The 15,227-nt window shown below is 75.5% G+C and carries 16 protein-coding genes; 9 read left to right on the top strand and 7 right to left on the bottom strand.

The window, feature by feature from the left end; all coding sequences use genetic code 11:
• From ABFY03_RS10290 to lgt, 9 genes are all read left to right on the top strand, one after another.
• Positions 1–651: a TIGR02234 family membrane protein gene (locus tag ABFY03_RS10290; protein WP_319013768.1), complete on the top strand. Its 651-nt coding sequence runs from the start codon at positions 1–3 to the stop codon at positions 649–651.
• A gap of 118 nt (positions 652–769) precedes the next feature.
• Positions 770–1,024: an HGxxPAAW family protein gene (locus tag ABFY03_RS10285; RefSeq protein ID WP_319013769.1), complete on the top strand. Its 255-nt coding sequence runs from the start codon at positions 770–772 to the stop codon at positions 1,022–1,024.
• A 109-nt stretch (positions 1,025–1,133) separates the two neighbouring features.
• The gene (locus ABFY03_RS10280) at positions 1,134–1,610 is read left to right on the top strand and encodes a DUF2752 domain-containing protein (RefSeq protein ID WP_428838190.1); all 477 of its coding nucleotides are present in this window, start codon (positions 1,134–1,136) and stop codon (positions 1,608–1,610) included.
• A gap of 131 nt (positions 1,611–1,741) precedes the next feature.
• Positions 1,742–2,551 (top strand): indole-3-glycerol phosphate synthase TrpC, encoded by an 810-nt coding sequence (gene trpC, locus ABFY03_RS10275; protein ID WP_319013771.1) that lies wholly within the window; start codon positions 1,742–1,744, stop codon positions 2,549–2,551.
• A gap of 10 nt (positions 2,552–2,561) precedes the next feature.
• Positions 2,562–2,801: a tryptophan biosynthesis modulator TrpM gene (gene trpM, locus ABFY03_RS10270; RefSeq protein WP_319013772.1), complete on the top strand. Its 240-nt coding sequence runs from the start codon at positions 2,562–2,564 to the stop codon at positions 2,799–2,801.
• A gap of 337 nt (positions 2,802–3,138) precedes the next feature.
• Positions 3,139–4,377, top strand: a complete 1,239-nt coding sequence (gene trpB / locus ABFY03_RS10265) for a tryptophan synthase subunit beta (RefSeq protein ID WP_319013773.1) — start codon at positions 3,139–3,141, stop codon at positions 4,375–4,377.
• Complete coding sequence (gene trpA / locus ABFY03_RS10260) at positions 4,374–5,195, top strand: tryptophan synthase subunit alpha (RefSeq protein ID WP_319013774.1); 822 nt, start codon at positions 4,374–4,376, stop codon at positions 5,193–5,195. Before trpB ends, trpA begins: the two co-directional genes overlap by 4 nt.
• Before the next feature lie 73 nt (positions 5,196–5,268).
• Positions 5,269–6,090 carry a DsbA family protein gene (locus ABFY03_RS10255; protein WP_319013775.1) on the top strand — a complete coding sequence of 274 codons (822 nt, stop codon included), beginning with the start codon at positions 5,269–5,271 and terminating at the stop codon, positions 6,088–6,090.
• Positions 6,091–6,168: 78 nt separating this feature from the next.
• Positions 6,169–7,146: a prolipoprotein diacylglyceryl transferase gene (lgt, locus tag ABFY03_RS10250; protein ID WP_319013776.1), complete on the top strand. Its 978-nt coding sequence runs from the start codon at positions 6,169–6,171 to the stop codon at positions 7,144–7,146.
• 76 nt (positions 7,147–7,222) lie between these two features.
• On the opposite strand, the gene ABFY03_RS10245 is transcribed toward lgt, so the two are convergent.
• From ABFY03_RS10245 to ABFY03_RS10215, 7 genes are read right to left on the bottom strand one after another with little or no spacing between them, the layout of a single operon-like run.
• On the bottom strand, positions 7,223–8,059 hold the full coding sequence (locus ABFY03_RS10245) for an HpcH/HpaI aldolase/citrate lyase family protein (protein WP_346169739.1): 837 nt from the start codon (positions 8,057–8,059) through the stop codon (positions 7,223–7,225).
• Positions 8,056–9,273: a CaiB/BaiF CoA transferase family protein gene (locus tag ABFY03_RS10240; RefSeq protein WP_346169738.1), complete on the bottom strand. Its 1,218-nt coding sequence runs from the start codon at positions 9,271–9,273 to the stop codon at positions 8,056–8,058. The genes ABFY03_RS10245 and ABFY03_RS10240 overlap by 4 nt, the downstream gene beginning before the upstream one ends.
• On the bottom strand, positions 9,270–10,190 hold the full coding sequence (gene rbsK, locus ABFY03_RS10235) for a ribokinase (RefSeq protein ID WP_346169737.1): 921 nt from the start codon (positions 10,188–10,190) through the stop codon (positions 9,270–9,272). The genes ABFY03_RS10240 and rbsK overlap by 4 nt, the downstream gene beginning before the upstream one ends.
• Positions 10,187–11,566: an ADP-ribosylglycohydrolase family protein gene (locus ABFY03_RS10230; protein WP_346169736.1), complete on the bottom strand. Its 1,380-nt coding sequence runs from the start codon at positions 11,564–11,566 to the stop codon at positions 10,187–10,189. Before ABFY03_RS10230 ends, rbsK begins: the two co-directional genes overlap by 4 nt.
• The gene (locus ABFY03_RS10225; protein ID WP_319013781.1) at positions 11,563–12,714 is read right to left on the bottom strand and encodes an ADP-ribosylglycohydrolase family protein; all 1,152 of its coding nucleotides are present in this window, start codon (positions 12,712–12,714) and stop codon (positions 11,563–11,565) included. The genes ABFY03_RS10230 and ABFY03_RS10225 overlap by 4 nt, the downstream gene beginning before the upstream one ends.
• Positions 12,695–14,236, bottom strand: coding sequence for an ADP-ribosylglycohydrolase family protein (locus ABFY03_RS10220; protein WP_428838189.1), 1,542 nt, complete (start codon positions 14,234–14,236; stop codon positions 12,695–12,697). The genes ABFY03_RS10225 and ABFY03_RS10220 overlap by 20 nt, the downstream gene beginning before the upstream one ends.
• Positions 14,233–15,225 carry an ADP-ribosylglycohydrolase family protein gene (locus ABFY03_RS10215; protein ID WP_319013783.1) on the bottom strand — a complete coding sequence of 331 codons (993 nt, stop codon included), beginning with the start codon at positions 15,223–15,225 and terminating at the stop codon, positions 14,233–14,235. The genes ABFY03_RS10220 and ABFY03_RS10215 overlap by 4 nt, the downstream gene beginning before the upstream one ends.
• Positions 15,226–15,227 lie beyond the last annotated feature (2 nt).

Raw genomic sequence — 15,227 nt, 5'->3', positions numbered from 1 at the left:
GTGGGGTACGTGAGTGCCGTACCCGTACCCCAGCCCCGCGCCGCCCGCGCGGCCGTCACCTCCGGCGGCCGGCGGAGCCTCGCCGTCGCCCTGCTCCTCGGTGCCCTCGGGGCCACCGTCGTACTGCTCTCCGCCGGCCAGATCTGGGCCGAGGGCACCGCGTCGGTCGCCGGGGGCACCGTCCCCGTCGAGGCCGACGGCGGCACCGTCACCGGCGTCCCCACCGCCCTCGCGATCGTCGGCCTCGCCGCCCTCGTCGCCGTCTTCGCCGTCCGCCGGGCGGGCCGCACCCTCGTCGCCGCGCTCCTCGCGCTCAGCGGCGCCGGCGCCGCCGTCGCCGCCCTCCTCGGCGCCTCCGACAGCGCCGCCCTCGACGCCGAGGCCGCCCGGATCAGCGGCGACACCGCCGCCGCCGTCGCCGGCCTCAGCCACACGGCCTGGCCCTACGTCGCCGCCGCCGGCGCCCTCCTCATTCTCGTCGCCGGCCTCTTCGCCCTCCGCTACGGCAAGAGCTGGCCGGCGATGGGCGGCCGCTACGAGCGCTCCGGCGCGCCCCGCGCCCCGCGCCGCCCCGCCGCCGGCGACCCCGACCGGCCCGAGGACCTGTGGAAGGCGCTCGACCGCGGCGAGGACCCGACGCACGACGCGTGATCGTCCGGGACCCCCCGAGTCACCTCCGCGGGGTCATGTGCGGAAGAATGACGCCGTCATCACATGACAGCCGTCATCTTCGACGTCACCACCGAGCAACATCTACGAGGAGCAACTCATGGCGGGCAGCGCCCACGGACACACCCCGGCCGCCTGGACCGGTGTCATCATCTCCTTCATCGGCTTCTGCATCGCCGGAGTCTTCATGGTGGCGGCGAACGTGCCCGGCTTCTGGGCCGGTGTCGGCGTCATCCTGCTCGGCGGTGTCGTCGGCGGCGCGATGAAGATCGCCGGCCTCGGCATGCCGAAGGAGTCCCAGGCCGTCGTCGACGCCCGCGAGAGCGCGACCGCCGCGGCCAAGGCCCGCGTCTGACCCCGGGCCCCAGGGCCCACGGGACGCGCGCACCACACGAACGGCGCAGTCCGGCACCGCCGGACTGCGCCGTCGTGCGTCCCGGCGCCTCCCGGGCGACAATCACCGCGTGACCGCCGAGCCAGCCCCCCAGACGACCCCGCCCGCCCCGCCGACCCCGCTCACCGAGGCCGAGGAGTTCCGGCGCCGCCCGCTCGGCCGGCGGCTGCTCGCCCCGCTCGCCACCCTCGCCGGCACCGCCGCCGCCTTCACCTACGTCGGCCTCGTCGACCCCAACGAACCCGGCCACTACCCGGTCTGCCCGCTGCTCCGCTTCACCGGCCTGTACTGCCCCGGCTGCGGCGGCCTGCGCAGCGCCCACGCCGCCGCCCACGGCGACCTCGCCGCCGCCCTCGGCGCCAACGCGCTCGCCGTCGCCGGGTACGCCGTCTGCGCGGTCCTCATGGCCGTGTGGCTGGTTCACGCCGTCCGCGGCACGCCGACCCGGATCACCGTGCGGCCCGCCTGGTGGTGGGCGCTCGGCGCGCTGACCGCGCTGTTCGCGGTGGTACGGAACCTTCCGGTCGGCTCCGCGCTGGCCCCCTGAAGTCCCAGGGATTGGGACACCGCGCCGCTCGATGCGGATCAGACGGCCTCCTGCGGATACCATCGGACATGGCTGAACCCTGTTCATCAGGTTCCGTGGAACCGTCACCGTCCCGGAAGGGGGCCTCTCGCGTGAGTGTGCTCGACGAGATCATCGAAGGCGTGCGCGCCGACCTCGCAGAGCGGCAGGCGCGGGTCTCCCTCGACGAGCTCAAGGAGCGGGCCGCCAAGGCCCCGCAGGCCAAGGACGGGGTCGCCGCGCTGCGCGGCGACGGCGTCACCGTGATCTGCGAGGTCAAGCGCTCCAGCCCGTCCAAGGGAGCACTCGCGGCCATCGCCGACCCGGCGGGACTCGCCGCCGACTACGAGGCGGGCGGCGCCGCCGTCATCTCCGTCCTCACCGAGCAGCGCCGCTTCGGCGGCTCGCTCGCCGACCTGGAGGCCGTGCGCGCCCGGGTCGACATCCCGGTCCTGCGCAAGGACTTCATCGTCACCGCCTACCAGCTCTGGGAGGCCCGGGCGTACGGAGCCGACCTCGCGCTCCTGATCGTCGCGGCCCTGGAGCAGGAGGCCCTCGTCTCCCTCATCGAGCGCGCCGAGTCCATCGGGCTCACCCCGCTCGTCGAGGTCCACGACGAGGAGGAGGTCGAGCGCGCGGTCGCCGCCGGCGCCCGGATCATCGGCGTCAACGCCCGCAACCTCAAGACCCTCCAGGTCGACCGCTCCACCTTCGAGCGCGTCGCCCCCGAGATCCCGGCCGGCATCGTCAAGGTCGCCGAGTCCGGCGTCCGCGGCCCGCACGACCTCATCGCGTACGCCAACGCCGGCGCCGACGCGGTCCTGGTCGGCGAGTCCCTGGTCACCGGCCGCGACCCGAAGACCGCCGTCGCCGACCTCGTCGCCGCCGGCGCGCACCCGGCCCTGCGGCACGGCCGGAGCTGACGGCCGCGCCATGACCCCTCGCCGCGCCGCCGTGCCGACCGCCCCGGGCTCCCTGGCCCAGGGGCCCGTCGGCCTGCGCGCGGTCGCCGTCCCGGCCCACGCGCGGCTCGCCCGCGGCTGCCGGCCGCGGGGCTGCCGGGCGCCGGCCCGCCGGGTCCACGGACGCCGGGTCCGCCACTGCATCGGCGCGGAGCCGGGCACGGTCCCGGGCCTCCGATGGCGCGCCCGCCTCACACGCGCGTCCCTCTGACGCACCTCCCTCTGCGGGCTGCGCCCCGCCGTCCCTGTGGGCATACGTCCCGCAAGGGCGGGACGGGTGGGCACAGGGACGGCGCCCCCTGCCGGGCCAAGGCTTCCCGCGCCTGAACCCGCACCTGCTGTACGGCTCCGTACGGGTGCGGGCCCAGGCTCGGGGCGCGGAGGCACCGCCAGAGGTGCCGTTCCGTTGTGCCCACCCGTTCCGCCCCGGCGGAACGATTGCCCACAACGAAACGGCGGCGGCAGCCGTAGCCGCAGGCGCACGCGCGTGTACGAAGCGAGTCACGTCCTTTTCACGACCGCATCGCCCCGCGAGGAGCAGCATCCGCATGACCAGCGAGTTCTTCATCCCGGACCCGGAGGGTCAGGTCCCGTCGCCCGAGGGCTACTTCGGCGCCTTCGGCGGCAAGTTCATCCCCGAGGCCCTCGTCGCCGCCGTCGACGAGGTCGCCGTCGAGTACGAGAAGGCCAAGAACGACCCCGAGTTCGCCCGCGAGCTCGGCGACCTCATGGCGAACTACACCGGCCGCCCCAGCGCCCTCACCGAGGTGCCCCGGTTCGCCGAGCACGCCGGCGGCGCCCGGATCTTCCTCAAGCGCGAGGACCTCAACCACACCGGCTCGCACAAGATCAACAACGTGCTCGGCCAGGCCCTGCTCACCAAGCGCATGGGCAAGACCCGGGTGATCGCCGAGACCGGCGCCGGCCAGCACGGCGTCGCCACCGCCACCGCCTGCGCCCTCTTCGGCCTCGACTGCACCATCTACATGGGCGAGGTCGACACCCAGCGCCAGGCCCTCAACGTGGCCCGGATGCGGATGCTCGGCGCCGAGGTCATCGCGGTGAAGTCCGGCAGCCGCACCCTCAAGGACGCCATCAACGAGGCGTTCCGCGACTGGGTCGCCAACGTCGACCGCACCCACTACCTCTTCGGCACCGTCGCCGGACCGCACCCCTTCCCCGCGATGGTCCGCGACTTCCACCGGGTCATCGGCGTCGAGGCCCGCCGCCAGCTCCTGGAGCGCGCCGGCCGCCTCCCCGACGCGGCCATCGCCTGCGTCGGCGGCGGGTCGAACGCGATCGGCCTGTTCCACGCCTTCCTGCCCGACGCCTCCGTCCGGCTCATCGGCTGCGAGCCGGCCGGCCACGGCGTCGAGACCGGCGAGCACGCGGCCACCCTCACCGCCGGCGAGCCCGGCATCCTGCACGGCTCCCGGTCGTACGTCCTCCAGGACGACGAGGGCCAGATCACCGAGCCGTACTCGATCTCGGCCGGCCTCGACTACCCCGGCATCGGCCCCGAGCACGCCTACCTCAAGGACAGCGGCCGCGGCGAGTACCGGGCCGTCACCGACGACGCCGCCATGCAGGCCCTGCGGCTGCTCTCCCGTACCGAGGGCATCATCCCGGCCATCGAGTCGGCCCACGCCCTCGCCGGGGCCCTGGAGGTCGGCAAGGAGCTCGGCAAGGACGCGCTCCTCGTCGTGAACCTCTCCGGCCGCGGCGACAAGGACATGGACACGGCCGCCCGCTACTTCGGCCTGTACGACGAGGAGGGTTCGAAGTGACGACCGGGAACATCCAGCTGCTCGCCGACACCCTGGAGCGCGCGAAGTCCGAGGACCGGGCCGCGCTCATCGCCTACCTCCCGGCCGGCTTCCCGACCGTGGACGGCGGCATCAAGGCGATCAAGGCCGCCTTCGACGGCGGCGCCGACATCGTCGAGGTCGGCCTCCCGCACAGCGACCCGGTCCTGGACGGCCCCGTCATCCAGACCGCCGACGACATCGCCCTGCGCGGCGGCGTCCGGATCGCCGACGTCATGCGGACCGTGAAGGAGGCCCACGAGGCCACCGGCAAGCCGGTCCTCGTGATGACCTACTGGAACCCGATCGACCGGTACGGCGTCGAGCGCTTCACCGAGGAGCTCGCGGCGGCCGGCGGCGCCGGCTGCATCCTGCCCGACCTGCCGGTCCAGGAGTCCGCCCTGTGGCGGGAGCACGCGGAGCGGCACGGCCTCGCCACCGTCTTCGTCGTCGCCCCCAGCAGCAAGGACGAGCGGCTCGCCACCATCACCGCCGCCGGATCCGGCTTCGTCTACGCCGCCTCCCTGATGGGCGTCACCGGCACCCGCGCCTCGGTCGGCGAGCAGGCCGCCGAGCTGGTCCGCCGCACCCGCGTGACCGCGAAGATCCCGGTCTGCGTCGGCCTCGGCGTCTCCAACGCCGACCAGGCCCGCGAGGTCGCCGCCTTCGCCGACGGCGTCATCGTCGGCTCGGCCTTCGTCCAGCGGATCCTCGACGCCGACGGCGACGAGGCCGCCGGACTCGCCGCCGTAAAGGAACTGGCGGCCGAACTCGCCGAGGGCGTGCGCCGCACCCCGTAGCGGACGTAGCCCATTCGGGTGGATATCGGACCGGGGAGGCGCGGACGCGCCTCCCCGGTTCGTTGCTGTGGGCGTGAGCGAGAAGAACCGTGACGGTAGCAACAAGAGCGCGCGGGAGCGCCTGCAGCAGCAGCGTGAGCGCGAGAAGGCCCGCGAGAAGCAGCGCCGGGTCCTGATCGTGACGGCGGGAGTGGTCGGTGTCCTCGGCCTCGCCGCCGTCGTCGGCGTGATCGCCGCCAACAGCGGCAAGGACAGCGACTCGGCCAAGGCCGGGCCCGTCGTCGCCCCCACCGGCGCGATCGAGGGCGACAAGCCGGCCATCCCCACCGGCGCGGCGGACGCCCCGTCCACCCTCCAGATCTGGGAGGACTTCCGCTGCCCCGCGTGCGCCCAGTTCGAGAACGTCATGCGGGACACCATCCACGAGCTGGAGGCCGGCGGCGCGCTCAAGGCCGAGTACCACCTCGCCACCCTCATCGACGGCAACATGGGCGGCAGCGGCTCGCTGCGCGCGGCGAACGCGGCCGCCTGCGCCCAGGACGCCGGCAAGTTCACCGCGTACCACGACACGCTCTACATCAACCAGCCGCAGGAGACCGACGACGCCTTCGGCAAGAACGACAAGCTGATCGAGCTGGCCGCCAAGGTCCCCGGCCTCGACACCCCGGCGTTCCGCTCCTGCGTCGAGGACGGCACGCACGACAGCTGGGTCGAGAAGTCCAACGACGCCTTCCAGGCCGGCGGCTTCCGCGGCACCCCCTCCGTGCTGCTCAACGGAGAATCGATCTTCCCGACCAAGGGCGGCGAGCAGATCTCGCCGGAGAACCTGAAGAAGTGGGTCGCCGAGGCCAACAAGGGCAAGAAGCCGGGCACGGCCTCCCCCTCGGCGGGGTAGTGCCGGCGGGTTAGTTATTCAGACGTTGCCGGGTGGGCTGCCGGTCCGCCCGCCCGGCAGGGTAGCGTCGGACCTGCCATGGACCTTGCCTACATTCCCAGCCCGTCGACCGGTGTCCTCCACCTCGGACCGATCCCGCTGCGCGGCTACGCCTTCTGCATCATCCTCGGTGTCTTCGTCGCCGTCTGGCTCGGCAACAAGCGCTGGATCGCCCGGGGCGGCACCGCCGGCACCGTGGCCGACATCGCCGTCTGGGCGGTGCCCTTCGGCCTCGTCGGCGGACGCCTCTACCACGTGATCACCGACTACCAGCTGTACTTCAGCGAGGGTGAGAACTGGGTCGACGCCTTCAAGATCTGGGAGGGCGGCCTCGGCATCTGGGGCGCCATCGCCTTCGGCGCCGTCGGCGCCTGGATCGGCTGCCGCCGCCGGGGCATCCCGCTGCCCGCCTACGCGGACGCCATCGCCCCCGGCATCGCCCTCGCCCAGGCCATCGGCCGCTGGGGCAACTGGTTCAACCAGGAGCTGTACGGCAAGCCGACCGACCTGCCGTGGGCGCTGAAGATCACCGAGAGCGCCAACCGCGAGGCCGGGCTCTACCACCCGACCTTCCTCTACGAGTCGCTCTGGTGCGTGGGCGTCGCCCTCCTCGTCATCTGGGCCGACCGCCGCTTCACGCTCGGCCACGGCCGCGCCTTCGCCCTGTACGTGGCCGCCTACTGCGCCGGCCGCGGCTGGATCGAGTACATGCGGGTCGACGAGGCGCACCACATCCTCGGCCTCCGCCTCAACGTGTGGACCGCGATCGTCGTCTTCCTGCTCGCCGTCCTCTACATGGTCCTCTCGGCGCGGATGCGCCCGGGCCGCGAGGAGATCGTGGAGCCGCGCTCCCGCAAGCCGGTGGACACGGAGAAGACGGACGACGCCGACGGCGCCGGGGAGGCGGAGGCCGCTCCGGAGGCCGCCGAGGACTCCGGCGACTCCGACACGGCGGAGACCGCGGAGAACGCGGAGAACGGGGCCGGGAACGGCGCCGGGTCGGCCGCCAAGGGCTGACACCCCCTTCCGTACCGCGACGAGGGCCGCCGGGACCGAGAGGTTCCGGCGGCCCTCGCGCGTGCCCGGGCGCGGATCAGCCGATGCTCTCCGCGAGGGCGAGGACCCGGTGGGCGCCCGCCACCACCGCCGCGTCCACGAACCGGCCGTCCGCCAGCGCCAGCGCGCCCCGGTCGGCCGTGGCGGCCGCCACCACCTCGCGGGCCGCGTCGACCTCCTGCGGGGTCGGCAGATAGGCCCGCTCGATGACCGGCAGCTGCCGGGGGTGGATCGCGGCCCGGCCGAGGAAGCCCAGCGCCCGGCCCCGGGCGCAGCCGGCGGCGAGCGCGTCGAGGTCGGCGACGTCCGCGTGGACCGACTGGACCGGCGGCGGCAGCGCGGCCGCCCGGGCGGCGACCACGATCCGGCTGCGCGGCCAGTCGAGACCGCTGTCGTCCCGCACCCCCAGGTCGGCCCGGAGGTCGGCCTCGCCGAGGGACAGGCCGCGGACGGCCGGGTGGGCGGTGGCGATGGCGTACGCGTGCTCCACGGCCAGCGCGCTCTCCAGGAGCGGGTAGAGCGGGAGGCCGGGGGCGAGCTCGCTGATCCGGTGGATGTCAGTGGCGTGTGTCACCTTGGGGACACGGAGACCGCCGAGGCCGGGGAGGGAGGCCAGGACGGGGATGTCGCGCGGGGTGTGGATGCGGACGTGCACCGGGACCGGGTGGGCGTCGGAGAGCAGATCGACGGTGGCGGCGAGGGCGTACGCCTTGCGGTCCGGGGCGACCGCGTCCTCCAGGTCCACGATGACCACGTCGGCGCCGGAGCCGAGCGCCTTGCGGACCACCTCCGGGCGGTCGCCGGGGGCGTACAGCCAGGTGAGCGGGGGCCGGCCGCGGGGCCGACGGCCGTTCACGGCGCCGGGGGCGCTCATACCGCCCCCTGCGCGCGCAGGGCGCCGATCTCGGCGGGGGTGAGGCCGGCCGCCGTCAGGACCTCGTCGGTGTCGGCGCCGTGCGGGCGGCCGGCCCAGCGGATGCCGCCAGGGGTCTCGGAGAGCCGGAAGAGCACGTTCTGCATCCGGATCGGGCCCAGCTCCGGATCGGGGACCTCGGTGACCGTGCCGAGCGCCTGGTACTGGGGGTCGGCGAGGACGTCCCGGACGTCGTAGACGGGGGCGATCGCCGCCTCCGCCTTCTCGAAGGCGGCCATGGCCTCGTCGCGGGTGTGGCGGGCGATCCACGAGCCGACCGCCTCGTCGAGGACGTCGGCGTGGGCGGCCCGGCCCGTGCCGTCGGCGAACCACGGCTCGTCGATCAGCTCGGCGCGGTCCACCAGGCGCATCACGCGCTCGGCGATGGACTGCGCCGAGGTGGAGACGGCCACCCAGGAGCCGTCGGAGGTCCGGTAGGTGTTGCGGGGGGCGTTGTTGCGGGAGCGGTTGCCGGTGCGCGGCTGGACGTAGCCGAGCTGGTCGTACCAGAGGGGGTGGGGTCCGATGACGGAGAGCATCGGTTCGATGATGGCCATGTCCACGACCTGGCCGTGGCCGGTGGTCGTCCTCGCGGCGAGCGCGGTCATCACCGCGTACGCGGTGGCGAGGGCGGCTACCGAGTCGGCGAGGCCGAAGGGGGGCAGGGTCGGCGGTCCGTCCGGCTCGCCGGTGATCGCGGCGAAGCCGCTCATGGCCTCGGCGAGGGTGCCGAAGCCGGGGCGGTGGGCGTACGGGCCGAACTGGCCGAAGCCGGTGACCCGGGCGAGGACGAGCCGCGGGTTGACCGTGGACAGCTCCTCCCAGCCGAGACCCCAGCGCTCCAGGGTGCCCGGGCGGAAGTTCTCCACGATCACGTCGGCGTCGGCGGCCAGCCGGAGCAGGGCGTCCCGGCCGCCGGGGGTGGACAGGTCGAGGGTGACGTTCCGCTTGTTGCGGCCCAGGACCTTCCACCACAGGCCCACCCCGTCCTTGGCGGGGCCGTGGCCCCGGGACGGGTCGGGCTTGCGGGGGTGCTCGACCTTCACGACGTCGGCACCGAAGTCGCCGAGCATCATGGCGGCCAGCGGCCCGGCGAAGAGCGTCGCCAGATCGAGGACCCGCAGCCCCTGGAGCGGCGGGGTCTTCGCGGCGGGGGGCGCGGTGGGAGTGGTCATACGGGATCGTTCTCCAGGGACTCGGGGGTGGCGAGGGCCGCGTCGATCTCGGTGCGGTACGGCATCGAGATCGAGGCGCCCTCGCGCCGGACGGAGAGCGCGGCGGCCGTGCCCGCCCGGCTGAGGGCGTCGGGCATCGGCAGGCCCTCGGCGAGCGCGACGGCCAGCGCGCCGACGAAGGTGTCGCCGGCGGCGGTGGTGTCGACGGCCCGCACCCGGGGCGCGGGCACGGTGAGCGGTTCCGCGCCGCGCGCCACGTAGAGGCAGCCGGCCGCGCCGAGGGTCACGACCACCTCGGGGACCGCGTCGAGGAGGGCGAGCGCGGCGGCGTGCGGGTCGGTGCGGCCGGTGAGCGCGACGGCCTCGTGCTCGTTGGGCACCAACAGGTCGGTGACGTCGAAGAGTTCGGGCGGCAGCGGCTGGGCCGGCGCCGGGGTGAGGACGGTCCGGACGCCGCGGGCGTGGGCGTGGGCGGCGCCCTCGACGACGACGGAGAGGGGGAGTTCCAGCTGGAGGAGGAGCAGGCGGGCGGTGGCGATCAGGGCCTCGTCGCCGGCGGTGAGGGAGGTGACGGTGGCGTTGGCGCCGGGGACGACGACGATCGCGTTGCCGCCCTCGTCGTCGACGACGATGTGGGCGGTGCCGGAGGGGCCCTCGACGGTGCGGAGCAGGTCGGTGTCGACGGAGGAGTGCTCCAGGACGTCCCGGAGCCGGTAGCCGAAGTCGTCGGCGCCGACCGCGCCGATCATGGCGACCTCGCCGCCCGCGCGGGCGGCGGCGACGGCCTGGTTGGCGCCCTTGCCGCCGGGGATCGTGCGGAACGCGCGGCCGGTGACGGTCTCGCCGCGCGCCGGTGCCTTCGTCACGTAGGCGACGAGGTCCATGTTGGTGCTCCCGAGCACCACGATGCTGGTCATGGGCGTACTGCCTCCAGGTGGGTCAGGTCGGCGAGGGTGTCGAAGCCGGTGCCGTCGAAGCCCGGCACCGAGGTGGCGAGCCGGTTCTTCAGCGGGGAGGTCCAGCGATCCGGCAGCCGGTCCGGGTGGCCGGCGAGGAGGCCGGCGACCGAGCCGGCGGTGGCGCCGTTGGAGTCGGTGTCCCAGCCGCCGGAGACGGCCGCGCAGATCGAGCGGGTGAAGTCGCCGTCGGCACGGGTGAGGGCGGCGGCGAGGAGCGCGGTGTTCGGCACGGCATGGACCCAGTGGTACCCGCCGTACCGGGTGTGCAGGCGGTCCACGACGGTCTCGAAGGGGGAGGGGGTGCGGGCGGTGGCGATGCCGTACCGGACGGCCTCGGCGAGCCGGGAGCGGGGCGGGACGACCGAGAGCCCGGCGGCGAGCGCTCCGTGGACGTCGGTGGTGCCGCCCGCGGCGGCGGCCACGGTGGCGGCCACGAAGAGGGCGCCGTGGACGCCGGCGCCGGTGTGGCTGAGGACCGCGTCCCGGTGGGCCTGGGCGGCGGCCGCGGCGGGGTCGCCGGGGTGGGTCCAGCCGTGGACGTCGGCCCGGATCTGGGCGCCGATCCACTCCCGGAACGGGTTGCGGCGGGCGGCGGTCAGCGGCGGCTCGACGCCGTCGAGGAGGTTGCGGTAGGCGATCCGCTCGGCGGTGAAGGTGCGGCCGGCGGGGAGTTCGTCGAGCCAGAGGCGGGCCACGTCGGCGGTGGTGAAGCCGCGGCCGTGGCGGCGGAGGAGGAGCAGGGCGAGGAGGGGGTAGTTGAGGTCGTCGTCCTCGGGCATGCCGTCGATGGTCTCGGCGAGCGAGGTGGCGGCGGAGCGCCGGTTCCACGGGTGGGCCGCGAGCAGCTCCGGCGGGACGCCGCGGGCGGTGAACCAGTCGTCGAGCGGCCAGTTCCCGGCCGCCCGGGCGAGCGCGCGGATCGCGTCGAGCGGCAGCTTCTCGACGGGCTTCCCGAGCAGGCACCCGGCGGCCCGCCCGAGCCAGGCGGCGTGCAGGCGGTCGCGGAGCGCGGGGTCCTCGGCGGCCCGTGGGACCGGGGCCGGCCAGTCGGGGCAGGCGGTGACGATCGCGTCGAGGGCGGTGGGCTCGTCGGCGGCGAGCGGGGAGGGGAGGGCGGCCAGCTCGTCGAGCAGCTCCTCGGCGAGCGGCCGCAGCTGCGGCCGGGGGACGGGCGAGGCCCCGGCGGCGGGCGGTGCGGGGTCCCCGCCGGCCGCGTACCAGCGCGCCGCGATCTCCCGCGCGTCCCGCCCGTCCTCGCCCGCCAGCCGCAGCTCGTGCCCGACGAGGTCCTCGGGCTGCACCCAGGTGAGGCGGACGGCGGCGGTGTCCGTCACCGGGCCGGGTCCGTCAGGGCGGCGCGGGCGGACTCGACGGCGCGGCGGCGGGCGGTGTCGCGGGCGAAGACCTCGTGGGCCACGGCGGTCAGGGACCGCGCCGGGGCGTGCAGGTCGAGGCGGCTGGCCTCCGCCACCTGCTTCGCCCAGTCCGTGGGGACGGCCGCCTCGCCGTGCAGGGCGCCGGCGATCGCGCCCGCCATGGTGGCGATGGAGTCGCAGTCGCGTCCGTAGTTGACCGCGCCGAGCACCGTACGGCGGTAGTCGCCCTCGCCGACCAGCAGCATGCCGAGCGCGATCGGCAGCTCCTCGATGGAGTGGAGGCGGGAGGGGCGGCGGGCCCCGAGGCCGGGGGCGCGGTAGTCGGGGCCGACGGAGTCGTACGGGGCGACCGCCTTGCGGAGCGGTACGAGCGCGGACTCGAAGTCGCGGTGCCGGTCGGCTGCTTCGGCGACCGCCTCGATCGCGGCGCGGGTGCCGTCCTTGGCGAGGCCGAGGACGGTGTCGACGACCGTGCGCGGGGTGGCGCCGGGGACGCAGGCCGCCGCGACCGCCGCCGCGAAGACGCCCGCCGCCTCGCGGCCGTACGAGGACTGGTGGGCGCCGGCGACGTCGATCGCCTCGGCGTAGGCGCCGTGCGGGTCGGCCGCGTTGACCAGGCCGACCGGGGCCATGTACATCGCGGCGCCGCAGTTGACGATGTTGCCGGCGCCGGCCTCGCGCGGGTCGTGGTGCCCGTAGTGGAGGCGGGCGACGATCCACTTCTCGGCGAGGAAGATCCGCTGGAGGGGGAGGGCCTCCGCCTCCAGTTCGGGGATCCACACCGGGGTGCCCATGAGTTCGGGGACGAGGTGGTCCGCGACGGCGTACGCGTCGAGGTGGTCGCGGACCTTCTCGTACACCCGGATCAGCGCGTGGGTCATCAGGGTGTCGTCGGTGACGTGTCCGTCGCCCTTGTGGTACGGGGCGATGGGGCGGGCGGTGCGCCAGGAGTCGCCGTTCCAGGGGCCGACGACGCCGGTGACGCGGCCGCCGTGGCGTTCGGCGATCTGCTCGGGGGTGTACCCCTCCACGGGGCCGCCGAGGGCGTCGCCCACCGCGGCACCGAGGAGACTTCCGCTGATCCGGTCATCCAGTGTGGGTGTCATGTCGGAATTGTCCACCGGGGGGCGCCGGTTCCGTGGTTCCCAGCAGCCCGGCGAGTTCCACGAGGTCGGTGCCGGCGAGCCGGGGGAGCGCGCAGCCGGAGAGCGTCCGGCAGGCGTCCCGCCAGCTCGCCGGGACCGAACGGCCGCCGCCCAGCGCGCCGGTGAGCGCGCCGGCCAGGGCGGGCGCGGAGTCGGCGACCCGGGAGAGGCAGGCCGCGGCCGGGACCGCGGCCGTCATCGCGCCGCGCGCGGCGACGGTCAGCGCGAGCGCGACGGGGACGGTCTCGGCGGCGGCGATGCCGTAGCTGTAGACGTGGTCGACGATCTGGTGCTCCAGGAGCGGGACCAGTTCGAAGGCGGAGTCGGCGGTACGGGCCAGCTTCACGGCGTGCCGGGCGTTGCGGCCGATCTCGGTGACGGGCGGGAGTTCGGCGAGCGCGGCGGCCACGGCGGTCTCGGCGTCCGCGCCGCCGAGGGCCGCGGCGACGGCCGCCGCGGTGGCGCGGGCGCCGTGCACGCCGTCGCCGTCCTGGGTGTACCGGGCGTCGAACTCGGCGAGTTCGGCGGCGGCGCGCGGGTCGCCGGGGTGGACGACGGCGAGGACGGCGGCCCGGACGCAGGCGGCGTCGTCGAAGTAGTGCGGGTTGTCGTGGCCGGTGGCGGGTGGCCGCAGACCGGTGGCCAGATTGCCGAGGCCGGCCCGCACCGAGATGCGGGCGCGCAGCGGGAGGACGGCGGACTCGATCTCGGGGGCGCGGTCGGCGGCGGCCGCGACCTGGCCCGCGAGGTGGTTCCAGGCGAGGTCCACGGCGGCGCGGAGGCGGCGCTCGCGGGGGAGGGCGGCGAACAGGGGGCCGGCGGCGGCCAGGACCGCCTCCGCCGTGAAGGCCGCCCACTCGGCGTCGTCGGAGGGGCCGAGGCGGAGGGGCTCGGGGGGCTGGTTCAGGGCGATGGGGACGGGGAGGGTGGTCGTCGCGTTCTGCTCCGCGAAGGTGTCGAGTTCGCGGGTGAGGCGGCGGGTCCACTCGGGCATGCGGGCGGCGCGGTGCCGGGCGGCGGGCCAGCCGGCGGCGTCGCCTGCGGCGAGGCCGAGGAGGAGGCCCTCGATCTTCTCGCGGTCCGCCCCGCGCGGCGGCGCGGACCGCGGGGCCTCCTGGGGGGCGCCCCAGGTGCCGGTGCCGGTGCCGGTGCCGGTGCCGCCCGTCGCGGTGGTCCGTTCGGCGGTGCCCGGCACCGGGGCGAGGTCCAGAAGGGCAGCGCTCGCCGGAGCGGTGCCCGGCACGGGGGGCTGTGCCCACCCTCCCCCGGAGGGGGCACCTCCACGCCCTGTGGAACGCCTGCCCACAGCCGGTGCGGGGTCGCCGGACACGGCCGGTGCGGGGTCGCCGGACACGGTGGGAGGGAGAGCACCGCCCACGGCCGGGGCGGGAGCGTCGCCCGTGGTCGGTGTGGGGCCGGCAGGCGCGGCGGGTGCGGGAGCGCCGGCCGTGGTCGGGGTGGTCGTGGTGAGGTCGGCGCTCATCGGGGGTCCTCTTCGGTCAGGAGGTCGGCTACGTCCAGGACGTGGTAGCCGCGCATGGTGGGGAGGCAGCTGCCGGTCACGGGGGTGATGGCGGTGGCCCATTCCTCGGGGATGGCGGCGAGGCCGCCCGCCGCGCCGGCCAGCGCGCCGGCCACCGCCGCCGTGGTGTCGGCGTCGCGGCCCATGTTCACGGCCGTCAGGACCGCCGTGCGGAAGTCGCCGCGGGCCGCCGCGAAGGCGCCGAAGGCGAGGCCGACGGCCTCCGGGGCCAGGTCGGTCCACGGGTAGCCGCCGATGACGACCGCCGAGCGGACCTGGCGTTCGCGGGTGAGCGGGTCCGGCTGGACGCGCTGCGCCGCGACCACCGCGCGGCGCAGCGAGCGGGCCGTCCAGGAGTCCATGGGGATCACCGACAGGGCCGCCGCGATCACGGAGGTGACGCCGGCGCCGGACATCGCCGCGGCGACGCCCGCCGCCACCGCCTGGCCGCCGTAGATGCCCTCGCCCTCGTGGCTGACGCTGCCGTCGATGGCGACGAGTCGGGCCGCCTCCGCCGGTCGGCCGGCCGCGAAGACGCCGAAGGGCGCGGCCCGCATGGCCAGTCCGTCCGACCAGGCGTGCCGGTGCTGGGCGGAGATGGGGGCGGCCAGGCCCCGGCGGAGGTTCTCCAGGGTGCCGCGCTCGGAGAAGCCCGCCCCGCGGAAGGGGCCCTCGTCGAGGTCGGCGATCCAGCGGTGCCACGCGCGCTCGACGTGGGCGACGGTGAGCGCCGAGCCGTGCCGGGCGAGCAGCAGCGCGGAGAAGATCGCGTACTCGGTGTCGTCGGTGCCCGCCGGACGGTCCGTCAGGAAGCCCTCGATCCGCCCCCACCTGCGGCGGATCTCGGAGGGCTTCATGTTCTCGGCGGGGGCGCCGAGCGCGTCGCCGACGGCGAGGCCGAGCAGCGCCCCCCTCGCCCGTTCCCTGGTGTCGCATGTCGTGGTCACCATCT

It is taken from the genome of Streptomyces roseofulvus (genome assembly GCF_039534915.1).
GTDB classification, from domain to species: Bacteria; Actinomycetota; Actinomycetes; order Streptomycetales; family Streptomycetaceae; genus Streptomyces; species Streptomyces roseofulvus.
This window is presented reverse-complemented; position numbering and strand designations above follow the sequence as displayed.

What these genes read in the sequence shown, in the direction of transcription:
- ABFY03_RS10285 (WP_319013769.1), top strand. Translation starts at nt 770, where the DNA reads ATGGCGGGCAGCGCCCACGGACACACCCCGGCCGCCTGGACCGGTGTC.
- lgt (WP_319013776.1), top strand. Translation starts at nt 6,169, where the DNA reads ATGGACCTTGCCTACATTCCCAGCCCGTCGACCGGTGTCCTCCACCTC.
- ABFY03_RS10245 (WP_346169739.1), bottom strand. Translation starts at nt 8,059, where the DNA reads ATGAGCGCCCCCGGCGCCGTGAACGGCCGTCGGCCCCGCGGCCGGCCC.
- trpB (WP_319013773.1), top strand. Translation starts at nt 3,139, where the DNA reads ATGACCAGCGAGTTCTTCATCCCGGACCCGGAGGGTCAGGTCCCGTCG.
- ABFY03_RS10225 (WP_319013781.1), bottom strand. Translation starts at nt 12,714, where the DNA reads ATGACACCCACACTGGATGACCGGATCAGCGGAAGTCTCCTCGGTGCC.
- trpM (WP_319013772.1), top strand. Translation starts at nt 2,562, where the DNA reads ATGACCCCTCGCCGCGCCGCCGTGCCGACCGCCCCGGGCTCCCTGGCC.
- ABFY03_RS10215 (WP_319013783.1), bottom strand. Translation starts at nt 15,225, where the DNA reads ATGGTGACCACGACATGCGACACCAGGGAACGGGCGAGGGGGGCGCTG.
- rbsK (WP_346169737.1), bottom strand. Translation starts at nt 10,190, where the DNA reads ATGACCAGCATCGTGGTGCTCGGGAGCACCAACATGGACCTCGTCGCC.
- ABFY03_RS10240 (WP_346169738.1), bottom strand. Translation starts at nt 9,273, where the DNA reads ATGACCACTCCCACCGCGCCCCCCGCCGCGAAGACCCCGCCGCTCCAG.
- ABFY03_RS10220 (WP_428838189.1), bottom strand. Translation starts at nt 14,236, where the DNA reads ATGAGCGCCGACCTCACCACGACCACCCCGACCACGGCCGGCGCTCCC.